Below are 19,379 nucleotides of genomic sequence, written 5' to 3'. Positions count from 1 at the left end.
GCCGCCAATGATGAAGCCTGAATGCATCTGGGAAGCGGGCGCGGCGCTCGGCGAGGGACCGCTCTGGTCGCAGCGCGAAGAGGCGCTGTACTGGGTCGACATCCTCAACAGCAGCCTGCACCGCCATTCCAGCCGGGACGGACAGCGCAGCTGGCAGATCCCGCGCGGCGTGTCGGCGATAGCGGAATGCGAGAGCGGCGGACTGGTGATCACTCAGCGCCACGGCTTTGCCCGTTTCGATCCCGCCAATGGCCTGGTGACGCCCCTGCTGCAGGTGGAGAAGGATTTGCCGGGCAACCGCTTCAACGACGGCAAATGCGATGCGCGCGGCCGTTTCTGGGCCGGCACCATGGATTTCGGCTGCAAGGAAGAGACCGGCTCGCTGTACTGCCTGGCGCCGGATCTGACATGCAGGCGGATCGACAGCGGTTACGCGGTCACCAACGGCCCCGCCTGGTCCGCCGACTGGAAGACCATGTACCACAACGACAGCGTCAACGGCAGCATGTTTGCGTTCGACTTCGACCTCGACAGCGGCGAGGCATCGAACAAGCGGCTGTTCGTCCAGTTCGACAAGGAAGACGGCTCGCCGGACGGCATGGCCACCGACGCCGACGGCGGCCTCTGGGTGGCACACTGGGGGGCAGCCAGGCTCACCCGCCGCGACGCCGCCGGCCGGGTGACGATGACGGTCGAGCTGCCCTGCAGCCAGATCACCAGCTGCGCATTCGGCGGGCCCGGCCTGCGCACGATGTACATCACCACCGCCGCCGACGGACTCACGGCCGAGCAGCGTCAGCGCGAGCCCCTGGCGGGCGGCCTGTTCGCCGTCGAGATCGATGTCGCCGGCATGCCGGCGCAGATGTTCAAGGGTTAGCCAGATGACGGACGATATCCTGACGATAGAGAGCCCGCAGCAGAAGCTGGAAGTCGCCCCCGGCCTGGGGGCCGCGGTCACCGCCTGGAACTGGCGCGGAGACGGCGGCGAGATGCCGCTCTTCCGGACCTGGGATCGGGCGGGCGCGGACCGCTACAGTTTTGCCTGTTTTCCGCTGGTGCCCTGGACCAACCGCATCACCCGGGGCGGCTTCGACCACGATGGCCGCTTCCATCCGATACAGCCCAACCGCGAAGGCGAGCCGTATCCGATCCACGGCGATGGCTGGCTGCAGCCGTGGGAGGTGAGCGAACGGCGCGAGGATTTCATCAAGCTGGCACTGGAGTCGAAGCACTTCGCCGGCAATCCCTATCACTACCGCAGCACGCAGAGCTTCCTGCTGCTGCCCGACGGACTGCAGATCGACCTGACCGTGACCCATCTCGGCGAGGCCAGCCTGCCCTACGGCCTCGGCCTGCATCCCTATTTCGTGCGCAATGCGCAGACCCTGTTCAGCGCTCACGCGGAGGGGGTCTGGCTGTCCGGCGCCGACGCCATTCCGACCCGGCACGTGACGCGCTTGCCGGCCGGATGGGACTATGAAACGCCCGCCCCGCTGGACGGCGACATGATCGACAACTGCTTCACCGGCTGGAACGGCAAGGCGCTGATCGACTACCCCGACCGCGGCATTGCGATCACGATGATCATGCCCGATTGCAATGGCTTCAGCCTGCTCTACCGCCCGCCCGGCCGCGACTTCTTCTGCTTCGAGCCCGTCACGCATCCGATCGATGCCTTCCACATGCCCGATCAGCCCGGCCTGACGGTGCTCGGCCACGGCGAGAGTTTTGCGCTGCGCGCGAAATTCCTGGTCGGGCCGTCGCCTTCGGCGGTCTAGTGGGGCCGGCCTCCGTGCCGGGTCGGCGGAAGTGGCACGAGCTTCGCAGAGTGGCGCGGCACGCGTATTCACCTCTCTCCGGACACACGTGGTCTGGGCCGGCAGGGACGCCGGCCCTACTGATCCCACGCGCGGCTTGGGGGATTCACTATCCCCCGGCCATCACGCCGCCGCCCGCCCTGCCAGGCTCGGATACCCGCTCATCCTCAGAACGCACTCGCCCCCGGCGCATTGCAGCCGTGCCGCCGCGCCGACCGCCAGCGTCGCCTTGTCGCGCACGTGCCCGAAGGGCAGCCCGCGCAGCAGCGGTATGCCGGTCAGCCCGCGGATGTAGTCGAGCATTGCCTCGAAATCGTAGCCGTTGTCGTAGTCCGCGAGCCGGTAACCGGTGAAGTCGCCGAACAGGATAGCGCGCTGCCGGCGCAGGACGCCGGCGTGATGCAGCTGCAGCAGCATGCGCTCGACGCGGTACGGATGTTCGTTCACATCCTCGATGAAGAGCAGCCCGTCCTCGATATGCGGCATCCACGGCGTGCCTGCCAGATGCGCCAGCATGGTCAGGTTGCCGCCCCAGAGCAGCCCCTCGGTCTCCACGTCCGGGTTGGCCGGATGCGCAAACCGCACCGCATGCTCCGGCCCGGCCAGGCAGCGGCGGAAACCGTCGAGCGTGTAGCCGCTCGCATCTTCCCGGGTGAAGTCGTCGCAGATCATCGGTCCCGCAAAGCTGGGCGCGCCGGCGTGCGCGAGCAGCGCCATCTGCAGCGCGGTAAAGTCGCTGTGGCCGACGAACAGCTTGCCGCTTCCCGCGAGCAGGTCGAGGTCGAGCAGCGGCAGGATGCGCGACATGCCGTAGCCGCCGCGCAGCGCGAGCACGATATCGATGTCCTCGTCGGCGGCGGCCGCATGCAGCTGCGCGACGCGGCCGTCGTCGGTGGCGCCGAAACGCTGGTACGCAGCGCCGGGCTCGACCAGCATCTTCACCCGCCAGCCATGGTCCTCCAGCCGCGTCACCGCCCTGCCGAGATCGCGGTCACGCGGCGCGTAGCCGCCCGGGGCGACGACGGCGATGCCGGTACGGCGTTTCATGCCCGCTGCGCCTGTTCCGGCCACTCGCGACGGCAATGCGCGGCGATCAGGCGTGCCAGCTCGACTTCGAGCTGCGGGGGAATATCGTGGCCCATGCCGGGGACTTCATGCATGACCGCGCCGGGTATGGTGCGCGCGGTATCGCGACCGCAGGCCACCGGCACGAGCGGGTCGTCACTGCCGTGTATCACCAGCGTCGGCAGCCGTATGGTGCGCAGCTGCGGCACCAGGCTGCCGGTGGAGGCCACTGCCATGACCTGCCGGCTGGTGCCGCTGAAGCTGGCGCCGCGCCGCACGTTGTCGCGCACGCGCCGCACCAGTTCGGCTTCGGGAGTCGGATAGGCGGGACTGCCGATCACGCGGAACAGCCGCACATAGTGCGCGATGACCGACTCCGGGTCGCGCGGATTGGCAGGCCGGGAGAACATCGCGTTCGCGGCCGCCATGGTCGGGCCGGGCAGACCGGGCCGCCCGGTGGTGGACATGATGGAGGTCAGCGTGATCACGCGCTCGGGATGACGCGCCGCCATGATCTGGGCGATCATGCCGCCCATGGAGGCGCCGGCGACATGCGCGCGCTCGATGCCGAGCGCATCGAGCAAGCCGACCGCATCCCTGGCCATGTCGTTGAGCGTATAGCCGGACAACAGCGGCATGTGAAACATGGTCTTGAAAAAGGCGAGATGCAGATTGGGCTTCCCGTACTGCTCCATGCGTGACGACTGGCCGCAATCGCGGTTGTCGAAACGGATCACACGGAATCCCTGCGCTGCCAGTTCGCGGCAGAACGCATCGGGCCAGGATGTGAGCTGCATCCCCAGCCCGGCGATCAGCAGCAGCGGCTCGCCGTCCGCGGGGCCCTGGATGTCATAGGCGAGCTTGATGTTATTGGCTTCAATGATTGGCACGTGTCATCCCCGTCCTGGTATGTGGGTTCGCTCCACCGTCTCGCCCTGACCGGGGCCGGCCCGTTGTGCCCCGGACCTTGGCGTATGACCGGCTCATTTCCCGGCCGGTTCCGGCGGCACCGCGCCGTTTCGCATCGCGGCACGCCGCCGTTCGGCGAAGAATTCCCTGAGCACCGTACCGCATTCTTCCGCCAGCACGCCACCCACCACCTCGGTGTGATGATTCAGCCTGCGCTCGGCGAACAGGTCGGTCACGCTGCCGCAGACGCCGGTCTTCGGATCGCTCGCGCCGAACACCACCCGCTTGAGACGCGCATGCATCATTGCGCCGGAACACATCGCGCAGGGCTCCAGCGTCACGAACAGTTCGCAGCCGGGCAGCCGGTAGTTGCCGAGCATGGTTGCCGCGGCGCGCAGGGCCATGATCTCCGCGTGCGCGGTCGGATCATGGGTGCCGATCGGCTGATTGAAGCCGGTGGCGATGATTTCGCCGTCGCGCACCACCACCGCCCCCACCGGCACCTCACCCAGCGCCCAGGCATTGCCCGCCTGGGACAGTGCCTGCCGCATGTAGAACGCGTCGTCCATCCCCGGCCTCAGTCCGCCGTGATCTCGGCCCAGCAGTTGGGCGTCTCGTGCAGCACCAGCTTGTGCAGGCGCAGTCCCGTGCCGTAGCGGTCGTGGTAGACCGGGCGCAGAATGTCGAAGGCCGTGCGCGCGAGGTTTTCCACCGTCGGTATGCTCTTGATGACCACGGTCTTGTGGCCCGGCAGCGAGTGCAGGAATTCCAGCACCGCGCTGTCCTTTTCATAGGCGATGAATGCATGGTCCCAGACGTCGACCAGGTGCTGCCTGGCCAGCGCCTTGACGTCGGAGAAGTCCATGATCATGCCGTTGTCGGAATTGCCGTCCTGCTGGATCACCTCGCCCACGAGCGTGATCTCCAGCGTGTAGCGATGCCCGTGCAGGTTGCGGCACTGGCTCTTGTGGTCCGGGATCCGGTGTCCTGCATCGAATTCCAGCTTGCGTGTAATCGTCAACATCTTGTTCAGGGTATTTGCAGCAGTTTATGGGTCTGTATGCTCAGCTTCCAGCGCGGGTTCCGCTTGCAGGTCTCGATCGCCAGCGCGGTGTTGCGCGCCTTGTCGGGTCCGTCCATCGGCTGCAGATAAAAATGTTCGAAGTCGAGCCGCTCGTAGGCGGCGAGGTCCTGTCCTTCCTGCGGAATGACGACCTTGAGTTCGCTGCCCTTCTCCACCACCAGCCTGCTGCCCATCTTCGGGCTGACGCAGATCCAGTCCACGCCGGCCGGGACCGGCAGCGTGCCATTGGTTTCGATCGCGATCTCGAAGCCGCGCGCGTGCATGCTCTCGATCAGGGCTTCATCCAGCTGCAGCAGCGGCTCGCCGCCGGTAAAGACGACGAAGCGGCTCTTGCCGTAACGCGCCGGCCACAGGCTGTCGATCACCGCGGCCAGCTGCTCGCTGTCGGCGAACTTGCCGCCCCGCTCGCCGTCGGTGCCGACGAAGTCGGTGTCGCAGAAGCGGCAGACGGCGGAAGCGCGGTCGCTCTCGCGTCCGCTCCACAGATTGCAGCCCGAGAAGCGGCAGAACACCGCCGGCCGGCCCGCATGCGTGCCTTCGCCCTGCAGGGTATAGAAAATCTCTTTAACGCTGTAAGTCACGATATTGTCCCTGCCCTCCGCCGCACGCGAGACGCGTGCCGGCAGAAAGGCAACGCGCGGATCAACGGCTGTCCGCTGACCCGCGCCTGAAATGTTTCGCATCCGCCCGCGACCGGGGCGGCGGCGAAGCTTACTCCCACTCGATCGTCGCCGGCGGCTTGCCGGAAACGTCGTACACCACGCGGTTGAGTCCGCGCACTTCGTTGATGATGCGGTTGGAGACGCGGCCGAGCAGCTCATGCGGCAGGTGCGCCCAGTGCGCGGTCATGAAATCCTGGGTCTGGACCGCGCGCAGCGCGACGACGTAGTCGTAGGTGCGGCCGTCGCCCATCACGCCCACCGATTTCACCGGCAGGAACACCGCGAAGGCCTGGCTGGTCTTGTCGTACCAGGAGCGGCCTTCCTCGTCGACCGCATTGCGCAGTTCCTCGATGAAGATCGCGTCGGCGCGGCGCAGCAGGTCGGCGTATTCCTTCTTCACTTCCCCGAGGATGCGCACGCCGAGGCCCGGACCCGGGAAAGGATGGCGGTACACCATGTCGTGCGGCAGGCCGAGCGCCACGCCGAGTTCGCGCACCTCGTCCTTGAACAGCTCGCGCAGCGGCTCGAGCAGCTTGAGGTTGAGCGTCTCGGGCAGGCCGCCGACGTTGTGGTGGCTCTTGATGGTGTGCGCGGTCTTCTTGCCCTTGCCCGCGCTTTCGATCACGTCCGGATAAATCGTGCCCTGGGCCAGCCATTTCGCATTCTTGAGCTTGCCCGCCTCGGCCTGGAAGACTTCGACGAACTCGCGGCCGATGATCTTGCGCTTGGCCTCGGGATCGGTCACGCCGGCGAGCTTGCCCATGAACTGGTCGGTGGCGTCCACCCGGATCACCTTGACGCCGAGGTTCTTGGCGAACATGTTCATCACCATCTCGCCTTCGTTCAGGCGCAGCAGGCCGTGATCGACGAAGACGCAGGTGAGCTGGCTGCCGATGGCGCGATGGATCAGCGCCGCGGCGACGCTGCTGTCGACGCCGCCGGACAGCCCGAGGATGACTTCCTCGTCGCCGACCTGCTTGCGGATCGCTTCCACCGCCTCGGCGATGTAGTCGGGCATGTTCCAGTCCGACTTGCAGCCGCAGATCTCGTGCACGAAGCGTCCGAGGATGGCCTTGCCCTGCACGGTGTGGGTGACCTCGGGATGGAACTGCACCGCATACAGGCGGCGCTCCTCGTCGGCCATGCCCGCGATCGGGCAGTTCTCGGTGGAGGCCATCAGCTTGAAGCCGGGCGGCATGTCGACGATCTTGTCGCCGTGGCTCATCCACACCCGCAGCATGCCGTGGCCTTCGGAGGTGACGAAATCGCTGATCCCGTTGAGCAGCGCGGTATGGCCGCGCGCCCGCACCTCGGCGTAGCCGAATTCGCGCACCTTGCCCATCTCGACCTTGCCGCCGAGCTGCTCGGCCATGGTCTGCATGCCGTAGCAGATGCCGAGCACCGGCACCCCGGCTTCGAACACGGCCTGCGGCGCGCGCGGCGTGTCGCCTTCGGTCACCGAATTGGGCCCGCCGGAGAGAATGATGCCGGCGGCGCCGTAGTTGCGCACGAACTCGTCGCTGACGTCATGCGGGAAGACTTCCGAGAAGACGCCTGCCTCGCGCACGCGACGTGCGATCAGCTGGGTGACCTGGGAACCGAAATCGAGAATGAGAATTTTGGAATGCATGGATGTGCTTGGGGGTTGAATCAGGATAAATCCGGTGTTGCATGAACGACGCGGTTGCGCCCGGCGTCCTTGGCCACGTAAAGCGCCATGTCGGCGCGGCTGATCAGGTCTTCGGCGGAGGCGTCGGGAAAGATCTCCGACGAAGCCACACCGGCGGAGATCGTCAGCCGCAGCAGGTCGCCGCCGACCGCCTCCGGCTGCGCCGCCACCGCGGCCCGCATCCGCTCCGCCACCTGCAGCGCGGTCGCGTGGGAGGAGCCGGGCAGCACGATCAGAAACTCTTCGCCGCCGTAGCGCCCGAGCGCTTCCTGCGCGCGGATGCAGGACCGCAGCCGGCTGGCCACTTTCACCAGCACCGTGTCGCCGACCGGATGGCCATAGGTATCGTTGATCTTCTTGAAGTAATCCAGGTCGGCAACGATGAGCGACAGCGGCACGCCTGCCTTGGCGCAGCGCTCGGACTCGATCGCGAGGATGCGCATGATGGCGCCGCGGTTCCAGGTGCCGAGCAGAGGATCCACCAGGGAGCGGCGCCGCAGGTTCTTGTTCTTTTTCTGCAGGTCGAGCTGCACCGCGCTCATCGAACGCAGCGCCAGCTCGCGCTCGACCAGCGCCGCCAGGTCCGCCAGCAGCCGGCGCGCGTCGTCGCCGAAGCCGGCGCGCGGCGCCTGGTCGACGAGGCAGATGCTGCCCGCATGCCCGCCGTCAGGCCCGGTGACCGGCAGCGACGCGAAAAAGCGCAGGTGCGGCGCGCCGCTGACCGCGGCCTCCCGCGCCAGCGCCTCGTGCCGCAGCGCGTCCGGTATCACGCCGGCCCCGCCCGACGGCGCCGCCCTGCGGCAGAAGGCGCCGGTCGCGGCATCGGCCGCCATGACGTCGCCGCCGAGCACGATCACGCAGTCGCTCACGCCGAACAGCTGGCGGCCGAGGCGGCGGATGCGCAGCAGGTGCGCGTCCTCGCCGGCCGCCGCATCATCGGATGCCGCTTGCACTGCCTGCCGGCTGGCGTTCGCGCTTGTCATGGGCACCGGGCGGTCGCCGCCGCTCAGTCAGCGCGGTAGTTCGGCGCTTCCTTGGTGATCTGCACGTCGTGCACGTGGGATTCCCGCATGCCCGCCGCCGTGATCTCGACGAACTCGGCCTTTTCGCGGAATTCATCGATCGAGGCGCAGCCGCAATAACCCATCGAGGAGCGCACGCCGCCGACCAGCTGATACAGAATCGCCAGCACGCTGCCCTTGTAGGGCACCCGGCCTTCGATCCCTTCCGGCACCAGCTTGTCGGCGTTGTTGGCCGCGTCCTGGAAGTAGCGGTCGGCGGAACCCTCGGACATCGCGCCGAGGCTGCCCATGCCGCGGTAGGACTTGTAGCTGCGGCCCTGGAACAGGATGACTTCGCCCGGCGCTTCCTCGGTGCCGGCGAACATGCTGCCCATCATGACGCTGGACGCACCCGCCGCCAGCGCCTTGGCGATGTCGCCGGAGAAGCGGATGCCGCCGTCGGCGATGCAGGGAATGCCGGTGCCTTTGAGCGCTTCGGCCACGTTGGAGATCGCGGTGATCTGCGGCACGCCGACGCCGGCGACGATGCGGGTGGTGCAGATCGAGCCCGGGCCGATGCCGACCTTGACGCCGTCCGCCCCATGCTCCATCAGGGCGCGGGCGGCGGCGGCGGTGGCGATGTTGCCGCCGATGACGTCCACCTGCGGATAGTTCTTCTTGACCCACCTGACGCGATCGAGCACGCCCTTGGAATGGCCGTGCGCGGTGTCGACCACGATGACATCCACGCCGGCGCGCACCAGCAGGTCGATGCGCTCGTCGTTGTCGGCGCCGACGCCGACCGCCGCGCCCACGCGCAGCTTGCCGTGCTCATCCTTGCAGGCGTTCGGATGCTCGGTCGCCTTCATGATGTCCTTCACCGTGATCAGGCCGCGCAGTTCGAACTCGTCGTTGACCACGATCACCCGCTCCAGGCGGTACTTGTTCATCAGCCGCTTGGCCTCGGCCAGTTCGGCGCCCTCCTTCACCACCACCAGCTTTTCGCGCGGGGTCATCTTGGCGCGCACTTCCGCATCCAGTTCTTCTTCGAAGCGCAGGTCGCGGTTGGTGATGATGCCGACCACCTTGCGTCCCTCCACCACCGGAAAGCCGCTGATGCCGTGCTGTTCCGACAGCGCCATCACGTCGCGGATGCGCATGGTCGGCGGGATGGTGATCGGATCGCGCACCACGCCCGACTCGAAACGCTTGACGCGGGCCACTTCACGCGCCTGCGCCTCCGGCTTCAGGTTCTTGTGAACGATGCCGATGCCGCCTTCCTGCGCCATCGCGATCGCCAGGCGCGACTCGGTCACGGTGTCCATGGCCGCGGACAGCAGCGGAATGTTCAGCGTGATGTTGCGCGTCAGGCGCGTGGTCAGCGAGGTGTCTTTGGGGAGGATGTCCGAGTGGGCCGGAACGAGCAGCACGTCATCGAATGTGAGTGCTTTCTGGAGGAGACGCATAGTGATTCCTATAGGCGCAAAGCGGCATTATACAGAATTGCCCGGGCAAAGTCGCATTTGCTTGCGCCGTCGAAGGCAGCGTCCGCCCGTCGTTGACACCGGCGCCAAAGCATGGCGAAATCCCCCTGTCCTTTCGCTCACGGAAACTGCATGAAACAGTCCCCACTGCCCTCCCTGCTCGTCCTTGCCGCCTTGCTGTCATTCGGTCATGCCGGCAGCGCGCTCGCGCAGTACGCCTGGATCGACGACCGCGGCGTGAAGCAGTACTCGGACCGTCCGCCGCCGGCATCGGTGCCGAAGGCACGCATCCTCCGCCAGCCCGGCGGCGTCGCGGCCGCCGAGGGCGGCAGCCCGCCGGCTCCTGCCGCCACGGCCGCGGCCGCTCCCACCATCGCCGAGAAGAACGCGGAATTCCGCAAGCGCCAGGCAGAAAAGGCGGAAAAGGAGAAAAAATCCGCCGATGAGGCAAAGGTCGCCGCCGACCGCCGGCAGAACTGCGAGCGCGCGGCGGACTACCAGCGCACGCTCGAATCCGGCGTGCGGATCGGCACCACCGGCAAGGACGGCGAGCGCGGTTTCTTGTCGGATGAACAACGCGCCCGGGAATTGCAGGAAACCCGGCGCGTGCTGGCCGGCTGCCAATAGCCGCCGCCCCCTCGGCGCCGCGCCACGCCTCCTGCCCCCCGGGCCTGCAAACCCGAAAGGCCCGCCAGCCCCCCTCCAGCCAGCCCTGCAAGAGCGTGTCGGTCGTCTGCCGGCGGCCGTGAACACGCTTGCCGCGACGCCGCTCGCTCGCCGGTTCGCGCGGGCCGGGCTGGCGGCTCTCCCTCTGCTATCACACATCTCATGGCAATAGTGACTGGCGAATGGAACCGTTGCGTACTTTTCGTCGACCCATAACAACCACGCCAGGAGAAGGCGTCGCCACATCCATATTCAGCGGTAACCGACCAACGGGAATTCGACATGGCACCCGTGAACAGAGCCAAACAAGCGAGCAAGCATCAGGAGCACGAGACCGCGGCCCCGGTCCAGTCCCCGTGGCAAATCGCCATGCTGCGCCGCCAACTGGGAATGACGCCCTGCGAGGCACCGGAATGGGAGGAATTTGGCAGGGCCTTGCTTATTGCAGGGAAGCCGCAGGAAGCGGAGCAGGCATTCCGCCGCGTGCTGCGGCTCCTCCCCGGAAGTCCGGGGGCACTTGTCGGACTCGCCCGCGCTCTCAGTCTGCAGGGGTACTGCATCGACGCCGCCGACCTGTGCCACGATGCCCTCTCAAAGTCCCCGGGCGATCCGATGCTGACGCATACCCTGGCGGAGTCGCTACGGCAGGCCGGGCTGCCGCATTGCGCCGACAGGATGTTGCAGGAAGCGGTCGCGCCCGGGTGCGGCGCCGCCGGGAACGGGGCCGCGTCCTCTTCGCGGGCATGGGGCAATGCGACGGCGGGCGCCAATCCGACGGTCGCGGACTTGAATGCTCCTCGCGTTGCGGATAGCCCGGAACTGCTTCAGATGGGGGAAAAACTCAGGATCGGCCTCGTCTGGGCGAACGCGGGAGCGCCAGCCTCCTTGCTGTCCACCGTGCCGCTGGCCGAGTTTGCTCCGCTCGCCGACGTTCCCGGAACGGTCTTCGTGCTTCTTCAGCCCGGCCAGGCCATGGCCGAGGGTGCGCATCCGCCGGATGGAATGGACGCCGTCGCGCTGCCCGACGTCGCGAGCGACGAGACGCACCTCACCTCCGTGCTCCGCCAGCTCGACCTCCTGATCACGGCGGACGTCGGGATCGCACGCCTGTCCGCCTCTTTCGGCCGCCCGACCTGGCTGCTGACGGCAGCGTCATCCGTTCCTCCTCCCGGCATGAATGCGAGGACATTCCGCCAGGAGCGCCGCGGCAGCTGGTCAAGCGTCATTCAGGCGCTTCTCGTGGCGCTGCGCGATCTGGTGGAGAAAGCCGCGGCCGACGGCCGTATCGGTGAAACCGACCGCTTGCTTCTCGCCGCGCTGCATGCATGCGAAGGCATGCGCTATCCCGAAGCCGAGCGCATCTACCGCGATCTGCTCTCCAGGCCCGGCGACCACCTTGGCCGCTCGATGCTCGCCGCACGCCGGTATATGGAACGCAGCCGGCGCTTCGAGTTCGCCGACACGATCACGCCGCCTGAAGGCTGCGGCCTCGGCGCCCTCACCTGGTACTCGGATCTGGCGGCCTGGTCGCTCGCCCGACGCGACCGCCACAAGGAAGCTTTCAGGGTATGGCAAGGAGTGTGCGCCCAGCCCGTGCCGCCCCTCGGCGTTCTGCTGCACTGCGGGGATGAAGCGCAACGGACAGGTGACTGGACAAGGGCGATCGAGACCTGGGAAGCCGCATCGACCCTGTATCCGGATGCGTCCATGATTCCCTTGCGCGCAGCCATGAGCTACAAGTCCGCCGGCGATCAAGCGAAAACGGGCAATGCGCTGCGCAGGGCCGTGGAGATATCCCCCTGGGATTGGAGAGCACGGCTCGAACTCGGCATCCTCTACCGTGAACAAGGCAACCTCAATGCGGCATTGCGCAACCTTCAGATCGCCACGTATCTCAATCCCGAACATGCCTATGCCTGGCTCTGCCTCGGGCACGCGCTGTATCTGGAAAAACGTTACCGTACCGGCGCGGCCTGTTTCGAGCACGCATGCAGGCTGGAGCCTTCGCATTTCGCGGCCGCCCATCTCGGCTACTGCGCGTTCAACTGCCAGGAATTCGAGGTCGCGCATGCGGCTCTCGCACTAGCACTGAAGTTCGCCCCTGACGATTGGGACGCGATGTATTTCAACGCGGTGTCCCTCACCCGCCTGCAGCGTCATGACGAGGCGACCGCCATACTCGAAGCGATTCGAGACCGCAATCCCGGCTACTTCGACCAGCAGCACGTACGCCAGGAGCTGTGCATCCTGTACCTCAGGAACCCCACCCCGGCAAGATCCGCTGCATGCCGGCAGGTGTACTGGGCCAGGCGTCGCACCGCGGCCGCGCAATGGCACGGACAACCCTTGCACGGCAAGACGCTGCTCGTCTTTCAGGATGCCGGTTTCGGCGATTCGATACAGGGACTGCGCTTCCTGCGCAAGATACGGCAGGAACATCGTCCCGCACGGGTCATCCTGGCGGTCTGGCCGGAACTCACCCGGCTTTACCAAGGGTATCCGGACGCCGACGAAGTGCACAACATCTTCTCCATCGATCTCGACAAGATCGAGTGCGACTTCAGTGTCGACGACTACACGATGATGCTCCTTTGCGGCGGCGCGCCGTCCGCCATGACCGCGCCCGTGCCCTACCTCACCCCGGAGCCGGGCCTCGTGGACAAATGGCGCGAACGTCTGAAATCCGACCGCAAGTTCAAAGTGGGGCTTGTCTGGCAAGGCAATACGGCGCACACGCACGACAAGCTGCGCTCGATCGCCTTGCGCGACTGGTCGCCGCTCATGCAGGTGCCGAACATAAGTTTTTATGCGCTTCAGAAGGGCGACGCCGTGTTGCAGGCATTCGAAGCCGAAGCCTTTCCCCTCGCTGTCCCCGACGTCGAACTCAGCGACTTCGCCGACACCGCGGCCCTGATGGCGACGCTGGATCTTGTCATCACCATCGACTCGTCGCCGGCCCATCTCGCCGGCGCCATCGGAATGCCGGTGTGGGTGCTGCTTCCTCCTTCGACTGTCGACTGGCGTTGGTGCCGACAGGGTGCACAGCAAGCGTGGTATCCCCGGATGCGCCTTTTCCGGCCTGCGCCGGAAGAAACATCGGCGGACGTGATTCGCCGGATCGCCGCTGCGCTGCGGGAATATGCGGCGCAGGAAAGCCAGGGACAGAAGGTATCGAATCGGGTGTCCGGCGGCGCAACCCGCGTCGGGCCTCTCCCGCCGCCCCGCGTGCTTTCCTGCTCCTGAAAAGCACGTCCGGCGGTCTCCATGCTTCACGCGCAAATCAGTTCCGGCGCCGCCTCTCCGGCCGCACCTGGCCGCGCGGACTCGTGCGGTACGAGGCCGTGTTATCCCTTGGCCTCACCTCGGCCTGGCGGCGCGCCGGCCCCGTAAAGCGCCGGCCATTCTTTGTGCTTCAGGCGGAACCGGCGCGGCAGAAACACCACTTATGGTGAGAGGGGGCCATGGCGCTTACCAAGGTCCAGTTGATTCGGCATTGGTGAGACGAGGCCAGCAAATTGTTCAACAGGAGAGAACGGTGGACTTGTCCATAACGATGCAGATGGCTGCCTGGCGTCAGGAATACGAGATCGCCAGGGCAAACGGCAACAAGCAGGGCATGGAAGCGGCACGACGGGTCTTGCACAGCCTCGATATTTGGGACGGTGTTCTTGACGATAAGTCTTTGCTGGACATCGTTGATCCGCAGCCGTCCGGGACCAATACCGGGACCGGCGTCAGCACACCTACCGGCGGCAGCAAACCCACCGGCGGCAACACGCCCACCAGCGGCAACACGCCCACCAGCGGCAGCACGCCCACCGGCAGCAGCACGCCCACCGGCAGCAGCACGCCTGCAGGCGGCAGCACGCCCACCACCAGCAGCACGCCCACCGGCGGCCACACACACACCTGCTGCTGCTGCCACCACACACACCGGCAGCAGCACGCCACCGGTCAGCAGCACGCCACCGGCCAGCAGTCCGCCACCGGCAAGCAGCCCGCCACCGGCCAGCAACCCGCCGCCGGCAAGCAGCACGCCACCGGCAAGCAGTACGCCACCGGCAAGCTGCCCGCCGCCGGCAAGCAGCACACCACCGGCCAGCAACCCGCCGCCGGCAAGCAGCACACCACCGGCCAGCAACCCGCCGCCGGCAAGCAGCACACCACCGGCCAGCAGCCCGCCACCGGCCAGCAGCACGCCACCGGCAAGCAGCACGCCGCCGGCCAGCAGCACGCCGCCGGCAAGCAGCACGCCGCCGGCAAGCAGCACGCCCGCCGACAGCAGCACACCTGCCGGCAGCAGCACACCCGCTCCGAGCACGCCGTCCAAGTCTAAGTTTAAGACCAGAGACAAGCCTGGCGAGGATGCAACTGCCGAGATGAACCACGTGGCGCAGAATGTTAAAGATCAACTGCCTGAGGTTTGGGAAGCACTTAACCGCCACTTCGTAAAGGACAACGGCAAAGTTGACTGCAAGGCGCGCAATAAGTATTTGGAACAATATATCGGGAACGATTTCATATCCGAGAATGACGAATCACGCTTGAAGTGGCGCTTCACAAACGACCACGCGGATACCGGGGTTGTAAGGTATTATTGGGCGTTTAAACAAGTGATGGAGGACGAAAACCTTACCGACCTGCCAAACCTCAATAATATGCTCGCTAAGTTCGGAGACAATGGCTACATTCTGGACCAGCTATATGTTCGGTTTGCGAGGGAGGATGGCGTTCTCAGCAGGGAAGAGTTGAAGGCCCTCGATACCTACATTGGGGAGCGTGTGAACGCCGACTCAGGCAAGCCCGATTGGAACCGCTTGAAAGGCAAGGGAGTACGGGTTACCGATGATTTGGTCGAAGACATCATCCGCGGAAAGTACCATATGGGCAAGAATGAGGACGCCTACCTCTCGGACACCGGCGGCTTGCCGTCGTAAGGGCTTTATGGGCAGGGGGACAACTGCCCTTGCGGACGCAAGCGCTAACTGAGGACGGTGGGGTAATCGATCCCACGCTAGCGTTAGGCGATCAGCGCCGAGGACCTCCGAGCCAGCCGACTACGGCTGGCTTTTTTTGCGCCTCTTGCGCGCACCGTCTCCGGCAATTCCGGAGACGGTCGCCGCGCTTCGACGGGGCTTGCCTTCATCTCCAAATCACTGCCCACGGCGAACTCAGGCATCGCTTTCGTTACTCATAAGAACCATCGCCATCCATGACCGCGCGCCATCCGCACCGGCCGCTTCCGGATGGCGTGAGAGCGCCTGACTCCCGAGGCGAACCGTCCCGGCAGTTCTCGCGGCGTCATGCGGTCGTCCGGCGCGCAGGGATATACGGGCATGTGCAAACCCAGTTGGAGATCATATGAATTGGACCGAAGGCTACACCGTGGATGTCGAGTACACCGCATCCTTCCGACCGGAGATCAGCCCGCCATACCTGAGCTTCGCCTGCCGCTTGCACGGTTATGAGGCGGTGGCCGCCGACCGCCCGTTCACGTACATGGAGCTTGGCTGCGGCCGCGGACTGACGGCGTCGGTGCTCGCCGCCACCAATCCTCACGGCCGCTTTTACGGCGTCGATTTCAATCCTGCACACATCGCCGGCGGCAGGACACTCGCCGGCACCGCGAAACTCGACAACCTCACGCTGATCGAGGCCGGTTTTGAAGATCTGGCGCGCGGCAAGATCGCGGACCTGCCGATGTTCGACTTCATTACGCTGCATGGCGTCTACTCCTGGGTCAGTCCGGCCACGCGCCGGCATATCGTCGAGTTCATAGGACGCCAGCTCAAGCCCGGCGGCATCGTCTACGTGAGCTACAACGCGATGCCGGGCTGGGCGGGCGCGCTGCCGTTGCAGCGTCTCCTTCTCGAGCACGCGTCCGCCGCCAGCGGGTCGGCCACGGAACGTCTGATGGCCGCGGCCGGCCTCGCCATGCGCCTCGATGCGATCCAGGCGGACTACTTCACGTCCAACGGCGCCGCGAAATTCCGGCTGGACGGGTTCCGGAACGACGACCCGCGCTACCTCGTTCACGAGTACCTGAACGCGGACTGGGCGCCTCTCTACCACGCCGACGTGATGCGGGAGATGATGGCGGCGAAGCTGGACTTCGTCGGCAGGGCAAGCCTTGACTATGCCTTCCCCGAAATAGTCCTGTCCCCGGAACGTCGCGTCCTGGTCGCGGAGATCGCCGACCCCTGCCTGCGGGAGACCTGCATCGACTATCTGCGCGACGTCTCGTTCCGCGCCGACATCTTCATGCTCGGGCCGAAGCGCATGCGGCCCGAGGCGCGCGCGGCCTCGCTGGAGAATGCCGGCCTGGCGCTTGTCGTGCCCCGGAATCAGATCGCGCTGGAGGAGTGGTCCGGGGAGGTGGCGGCCGGACTCACCGCCAGGATTTTCAACGCCGTGCTCGATGCCCTGGCGGACGGCCCCCGGACCTTCGCGGAATTGCGGGCGTCGCCCGGGCTTGCCGGCGTCCGCATCGATACCCTGGCCGCGGCCGCGACGCTGCTGTGCCGTTACAAGGCCAACCTGGCCGTCATTTTCTTCCGGGGAGCCGGGGCCGATGCGGCGCCGGCGCTCAGACTGAATCAGGCATTGCTGGCGGAAGCGCAACGGCATGACGATTTCGACGTGCTCGCCCTGCCCTCGCTGGGAAGCGGCATGCCCGCGACGCGACTCGAGCGACTCGTCCTTCACTATCTGGCCAGCTTCGGCGCCCCGCCGGACTTGTCGATGCTGGGCGAGCTGATGTGCGCGAATCCGGAATCGGGCACGACCGAAAAGGAGGCGGAACAGATGGCCGAAGTACGCCGGCGCATCACCGAAACCGTGGAATCCCGGCTGCCCCTGTGGCGCAGCCTCGGCATCCTGCCACCCTGAGACGGCCGGTTCCGGCGGCTAGCGCCCGCCGTCCTTCTTCGCGGCGCGGCGCCGTCGCGAGTCCTTGGGATCGGCGATCAGCGGCCGGTACACTTCGACGCGGTCGCCGTCGCGCAAAGGGCTCTGCGGGTCCTTCGCCTTGCCGAACACGCCGACCTTGGCCTGGGCCAGGTCCAGCCCGGGAAACTGCCTCCGCAGGCTGCTGGATTCGAGGGCGTCGCGGACAACGGCGCCACGCGGCAGGCGCAGCTCTTCCAGGAACTGGCGGTCGGGGAGCGCGTAGCAGACCTGCACGCGCAGCTCAGCCATACAGCACCTCCGCGCGCTTGCTGAACGAGTCGACGAAGCTGTTGGCGATCATGCTGAACACCGGACCGATGATCCCCTCCAGCAAGCGGCTGGAGAACTCGTACTGCAGGTCGAACTCGACCTTGCAGGCGTCCTCGCGCAGCGGCCTGAACTGCCAGGTGCCGTGCAGGTGCTTGAACGGTCCCTCGAGCAGGGTCATCACGATCTCGTGCGGCGGCCGGTTGGTGTTCTCGGTCGCAAAGGTCTGCTTGATGCCGTGGTAGTTGATGGAAAGGCTGGCGATCACCTTGTCGCCCTCGCGCTTGCGGACGTCCGCCCCGCCGCACCAGGGCAGGAATTTCGGATAGTCCTCGATCCTGTCCACCAGCGCGAACATCTGCTGCGCGCTGTAAGGAAGCAATACGGACTTGTGTACGACAGCCATCGGTTTCCGAACGGTTTGTTAGAATAGACAACCCTGATTCTAACCGAGGCGCCCGATTCCCGAATGAGCATTGTCGACAACAAGAAAGCCTTCCACGATTACTTCATCGAAGAACGCTTCGAAGCAGGCATGGTACTGGAAGGCTGGGAGGTCAAGGCAATCCGCGCCGGACGGGTCCAACTCAAGGAAGCCTACGTCATCGTGCGTCAGGGCGAGGTCTACCTCTTCGGCTGCCACATCAGCCCCCTTCCCACCGCGTCCACCCACATCCACCCCGACCCGGTCCGCACCCGCAAGCTGCTGCTGAATGCCGAGGAGATCAAGAAGCTGATCGGCAAGGTCGAACGCGCCGGCTATACCCTGGTGCCGATCAACATGCACTACGCGAAGGGCCGCATCAAGTGCGAGATCGGCCTTGCCAAGGGCAAGAAGCAGCACGACAAGCGCGAGAGCGAAAAACAGCGCGACTGGCAGCGGGAGCAGCAGTCGATACTGAAGCAGAACCGCCGCTAGGCGCGCTGCTATCCGTAGAGAGCCTGAGTGCCCGGCGCGGCGCTGGGCAAAGAGGCACGACGCTTACCGCGGACCGCGCGCGCCACGTGAAGCGGCGTGAGCAGCCGGAGGCATTTTGCGCCGCGAGAAGGCTGGTCAGGGATAGTTGCTCAGGTCAACCTTCACTCGCCTTTTAGCCAACTGGTTCACATGCTTGGGTTTGATGCAGTTAACCCCTGTCAAATCCACGTACTTGAGCGCCTTCATACGCGTTAGCGAGGGAACAATACTTTTCTTGGCGTTCGCATGCCACCTGAAACACAAGCGCTGAATCGTCGTTGACGCACTCAGGATCGCCACTGCCTTCTCGGTAATTCGGTCACAGGCCTCGAGGTTCAGAGCAGTAAGATTGGGAAGCGTCCTGAGATGGTTCGCCGCCGCGTCCGTAATGTTTTCGTTATATCCCAGGTTGAGGGACTCAAGCGTCGGCACCTGTGCCAGCATGGCAATGTGACGGTCCTCGAAATCACCGTGCGACAAATCCAGTCTCGTAATGCCCGAGTACTTGAAGGCCGTGAGGGCCTGCTGCAGCTCATACGCATGCTGCACCTTCAGCCAACGGGTGGCACCTGCGAAGACTCTGTCAAGGTGCGGACTTGTCTGGCGAAACGCCAGGGCGTCATTTGGGGCATACGGGTCTTTCGGGTCGCCTGAAGTGAGGAAGCTGGCAATGTGATGCAAGAGTTCGGGCGGAAGCGTTTCGAGCCCGGAGGTTGCATGCTCCTTCGCCAGTCGAGCTTCGATTTCCTCGGGCGACGCGAGCCTATCCATCCGCCTCTGCTTTTCCAGACGCTCAAGCTCGGACTCTGCTTCAGAGCCCAGCCATGTACGGGGGCCCGGTCTTGTGGG

At 65.7% G+C, this 19,379-nt stretch carries 19 protein-coding genes; 8 read left to right on the top strand and 11 right to left on the bottom strand.

Translation table 11 applies throughout. From position 1 onward, the window contains the following. Nucleotides 1-7: 7 nt before the first annotated feature. Entirely contained in the window at nucleotides 8-877 is an 870-nt protein-coding gene (locus tag NCCP691_RS06265; RefSeq protein ID WP_220807392.1) for an SMP-30/gluconolactonase/LRE family protein, read from the top strand. 4 nt (nucleotides 878-881) lie between these two features. Then, a complete protein-coding gene (locus NCCP691_RS06260) occupies nucleotides 882-1,778 on the top strand; it encodes an aldose 1-epimerase (protein WP_220807391.1) in 897 nt (298 codons plus the stop codon). Between the two features lie 162 nt (nucleotides 1,779-1,940). On the opposite strand, the gene ldcA is transcribed toward NCCP691_RS06260, so the two are convergent. From ldcA to guaB, 8 genes are all read right to left on the bottom strand, one after another. Next, nucleotides 1,941-2,864: a muramoyltetrapeptide carboxypeptidase gene (gene ldcA, locus NCCP691_RS06255; protein WP_220807390.1), complete on the bottom strand. Its 924-nt coding sequence runs from the start codon at nucleotides 2,862-2,864 to the stop codon at nucleotides 1,941-1,943. Next, nucleotides 2,861-3,772: an alpha/beta fold hydrolase gene (locus NCCP691_RS06250; protein WP_220807389.1), complete on the bottom strand. Its 912-nt coding sequence runs from the start codon at nucleotides 3,770-3,772 to the stop codon at nucleotides 2,861-2,863. The genes ldcA and NCCP691_RS06250 overlap by 4 nt, the downstream gene beginning before the upstream one ends. Before the next feature lie 93 nt (nucleotides 3,773-3,865). Continuing rightward, a complete protein-coding gene (gene tadA / locus NCCP691_RS06245) occupies nucleotides 3,866-4,360 on the bottom strand; it encodes a tRNA adenosine(34) deaminase TadA (protein ID WP_220807388.1) in 495 nt (164 codons plus the stop codon). A gap of 8 nt (nucleotides 4,361-4,368) precedes the next feature. Then, entirely contained in the window at nucleotides 4,369-4,815 is a 447-nt protein-coding gene (queD, locus tag NCCP691_RS06240) for a 6-carboxytetrahydropterin synthase QueD (RefSeq protein WP_220807387.1), read from the bottom strand. A gap of 5 nt (nucleotides 4,816-4,820) precedes the next feature. After that, nucleotides 4,821-5,456, bottom strand: a complete 636-nt coding sequence (gene queE / locus NCCP691_RS06235; protein WP_220807386.1) for a 7-carboxy-7-deazaguanine synthase — start codon at nucleotides 5,454-5,456, stop codon at nucleotides 4,821-4,823. A gap of 130 nt (nucleotides 5,457-5,586) precedes the next feature. Continuing rightward, the gene (guaA, locus tag NCCP691_RS06230) at nucleotides 5,587-7,167 is read right to left on the bottom strand and encodes a glutamine-hydrolyzing GMP synthase (RefSeq protein ID WP_220807385.1); all 1,581 of its coding nucleotides are present in this window, start codon (nucleotides 7,165-7,167) and stop codon (nucleotides 5,587-5,589) included. A gap of 20 nt (nucleotides 7,168-7,187) precedes the next feature. Beyond that, complete coding sequence (locus NCCP691_RS06225; protein ID WP_220807384.1) at nucleotides 7,188-8,189, bottom strand: GGDEF domain-containing protein; 1,002 nt, start codon at nucleotides 8,187-8,189, stop codon at nucleotides 7,188-7,190. A 23-nt stretch (nucleotides 8,190-8,212) separates the two neighbouring features. Beyond that, a complete protein-coding gene (gene guaB / locus NCCP691_RS06220; protein ID WP_220807383.1) occupies nucleotides 8,213-9,673 on the bottom strand; it encodes an IMP dehydrogenase in 1,461 nt (486 codons plus the stop codon). 150 nt (nucleotides 9,674-9,823) lie between these two features. Between guaB and NCCP691_RS06215 the strand changes: the two genes are divergently transcribed. The 5 genes from NCCP691_RS06215 to NCCP691_RS06195 all read left to right on the top strand — a co-directional run bounded on the left by NCCP691_RS06215 (nucleotide 9,824) and on the right by NCCP691_RS06195 (nucleotide 17,245). After that, nucleotides 9,824-10,318, top strand: a complete 495-nt coding sequence (locus NCCP691_RS06215) for a DUF4124 domain-containing protein (RefSeq protein ID WP_220807382.1) — start codon at nucleotides 9,824-9,826, stop codon at nucleotides 10,316-10,318. Nucleotides 10,319-10,639: 321 nt separating this feature from the next. Then, nucleotides 10,640-13,600, top strand: a complete 2,961-nt coding sequence (locus NCCP691_RS06210) for a tetratricopeptide repeat protein (RefSeq protein ID WP_220807381.1) — start codon at nucleotides 10,640-10,642, stop codon at nucleotides 13,598-13,600. A 292-nt stretch (nucleotides 13,601-13,892) separates the two neighbouring features. Next, nucleotides 13,893-14,693 carry a hypothetical protein gene (locus tag NCCP691_RS06205; protein ID WP_220807380.1) on the top strand — a complete coding sequence of 267 codons (801 nt, stop codon included), beginning with the start codon at nucleotides 13,893-13,895 and terminating at the stop codon, nucleotides 14,691-14,693. Between the two features lie 43 nt (nucleotides 14,694-14,736). Next, nucleotides 14,737-15,294, top strand: coding sequence for a hypothetical protein (locus NCCP691_RS06200; RefSeq protein ID WP_220807379.1), 558 nt, complete (start codon nucleotides 14,737-14,739; stop codon nucleotides 15,292-15,294). A 424-nt stretch (nucleotides 15,295-15,718) separates the two neighbouring features. Further along, nucleotides 15,719-17,245 (top strand): class I SAM-dependent methyltransferase, encoded by a 1,527-nt coding sequence (locus NCCP691_RS06195; RefSeq protein ID WP_220807378.1) that lies wholly within the window; start codon nucleotides 15,719-15,721, stop codon nucleotides 17,243-17,245. An 18-nt stretch (nucleotides 17,246-17,263) separates the two neighbouring features. Here NCCP691_RS06195 and NCCP691_RS06190 read toward each other — a convergent pair whose 3' ends face one another. Continuing rightward, nucleotides 17,264-17,554, bottom strand: a complete 291-nt coding sequence (locus NCCP691_RS06190; protein WP_220807377.1) for an RnfH family protein — start codon at nucleotides 17,552-17,554, stop codon at nucleotides 17,264-17,266. After that, entirely contained in the window at nucleotides 17,547-17,978 is a 432-nt protein-coding gene (locus NCCP691_RS06185) for a type II toxin-antitoxin system RatA family toxin (protein ID WP_220807376.1), read from the bottom strand. The genes NCCP691_RS06190 and NCCP691_RS06185 overlap by 8 nt, the downstream gene beginning before the upstream one ends. 63 nt (nucleotides 17,979-18,041) lie before the next feature. On the opposite strand from NCCP691_RS06185, the gene smpB reads away from it, so the two are divergent. Then, entirely contained in the window at nucleotides 18,042-18,491 is a 450-nt protein-coding gene (smpB, locus tag NCCP691_RS06180) for an SsrA-binding protein SmpB (protein ID WP_220807375.1), read from the top strand. Nucleotides 18,492-18,626: 135 nt separating this feature from the next. Here the strand turns inward: smpB and NCCP691_RS06175 are convergent, their stop codons facing one another. Beyond that, nucleotides 18,627-19,301, bottom strand: coding sequence for a leucine-rich repeat domain-containing protein (locus tag NCCP691_RS06175; RefSeq protein ID WP_220807374.1), 675 nt, complete (start codon nucleotides 19,299-19,301; stop codon nucleotides 18,627-18,629). Nucleotides 19,302-19,379 lie beyond the last annotated feature (78 nt).

The organism is Noviherbaspirillum aridicola (assembly GCF_019656455.1).
Taxonomy (GTDB): domain Bacteria; phylum Pseudomonadota; class Gammaproteobacteria; order Burkholderiales; family Burkholderiaceae_D; genus Noviherbaspirillum; species Noviherbaspirillum aridicola.
This window is presented reverse-complemented; position numbering and strand designations above follow the sequence as displayed.

Excerpts from the sequence above, each read along its gene's own strand:
- NCCP691_RS06265 (WP_220807392.1), top strand. The coding sequence starts at position 8 with ATGATGAAGCCTGAATGCATCTGGGAAGCGGGCGCGGCGCTCGGCGAG.
- NCCP691_RS06260 (WP_220807391.1), top strand. The coding sequence starts at position 882 with ATGACGGACGATATCCTGACGATAGAGAGCCCGCAGCAGAAGCTGGAA.
- ldcA (WP_220807390.1), bottom strand. The coding sequence starts at position 2,864 with ATGAAACGCCGTACCGGCATCGCCGTCGTCGCCCCGGGCGGCTACGCG.
- tadA (WP_220807388.1), bottom strand. The coding sequence starts at position 4,360 with ATGGACGACGCGTTCTACATGCGGCAGGCACTGTCCCAGGCGGGCAAT.
- queD (WP_220807387.1), bottom strand. The coding sequence starts at position 4,815 with ATGTTGACGATTACACGCAAGCTGGAATTCGATGCAGGACACCGGATC.
- guaA (WP_220807385.1), bottom strand. The coding sequence starts at position 7,167 with ATGCATTCCAAAATTCTCATTCTCGATTTCGGTTCCCAGGTCACCCAG.
- NCCP691_RS06225 (WP_220807384.1), bottom strand. The coding sequence starts at position 8,189 with ATGACAAGCGCGAACGCCAGCCGGCAGGCAGTGCAAGCGGCATCCGAT.
- guaB (WP_220807383.1), bottom strand. The coding sequence starts at position 9,673 with ATGCGTCTCCTCCAGAAAGCACTCACATTCGATGACGTGCTGCTCGTT.
- NCCP691_RS06215 (WP_220807382.1), top strand. The coding sequence starts at position 9,824 with ATGAAACAGTCCCCACTGCCCTCCCTGCTCGTCCTTGCCGCCTTGCTG.
- NCCP691_RS06210 (WP_220807381.1), top strand. The coding sequence starts at position 10,640 with ATGGCACCCGTGAACAGAGCCAAACAAGCGAGCAAGCATCAGGAGCAC.
- NCCP691_RS06200 (WP_220807379.1), top strand. The coding sequence starts at position 14,737 with ATGAACCACGTGGCGCAGAATGTTAAAGATCAACTGCCTGAGGTTTGG.
- NCCP691_RS06195 (WP_220807378.1), top strand. The coding sequence starts at position 15,719 with ATGAATTGGACCGAAGGCTACACCGTGGATGTCGAGTACACCGCATCC.
- NCCP691_RS06190 (WP_220807377.1), bottom strand. The coding sequence starts at position 17,554 with ATGGCTGAGCTGCGCGTGCAGGTCTGCTACGCGCTCCCCGACCGCCAG.
- NCCP691_RS06185 (WP_220807376.1), bottom strand. The coding sequence starts at position 17,978 with ATGGCTGTCGTACACAAGTCCGTATTGCTTCCTTACAGCGCGCAGCAG.
- smpB (WP_220807375.1), top strand. The coding sequence starts at position 18,042 with ATGAGCATTGTCGACAACAAGAAAGCCTTCCACGATTACTTCATCGAA.
- NCCP691_RS06175 (WP_220807374.1), bottom strand. The coding sequence starts at position 19,301 with ATGGATAGGCTCGCGTCGCCCGAGGAAATCGAAGCTCGACTGGCGAAG.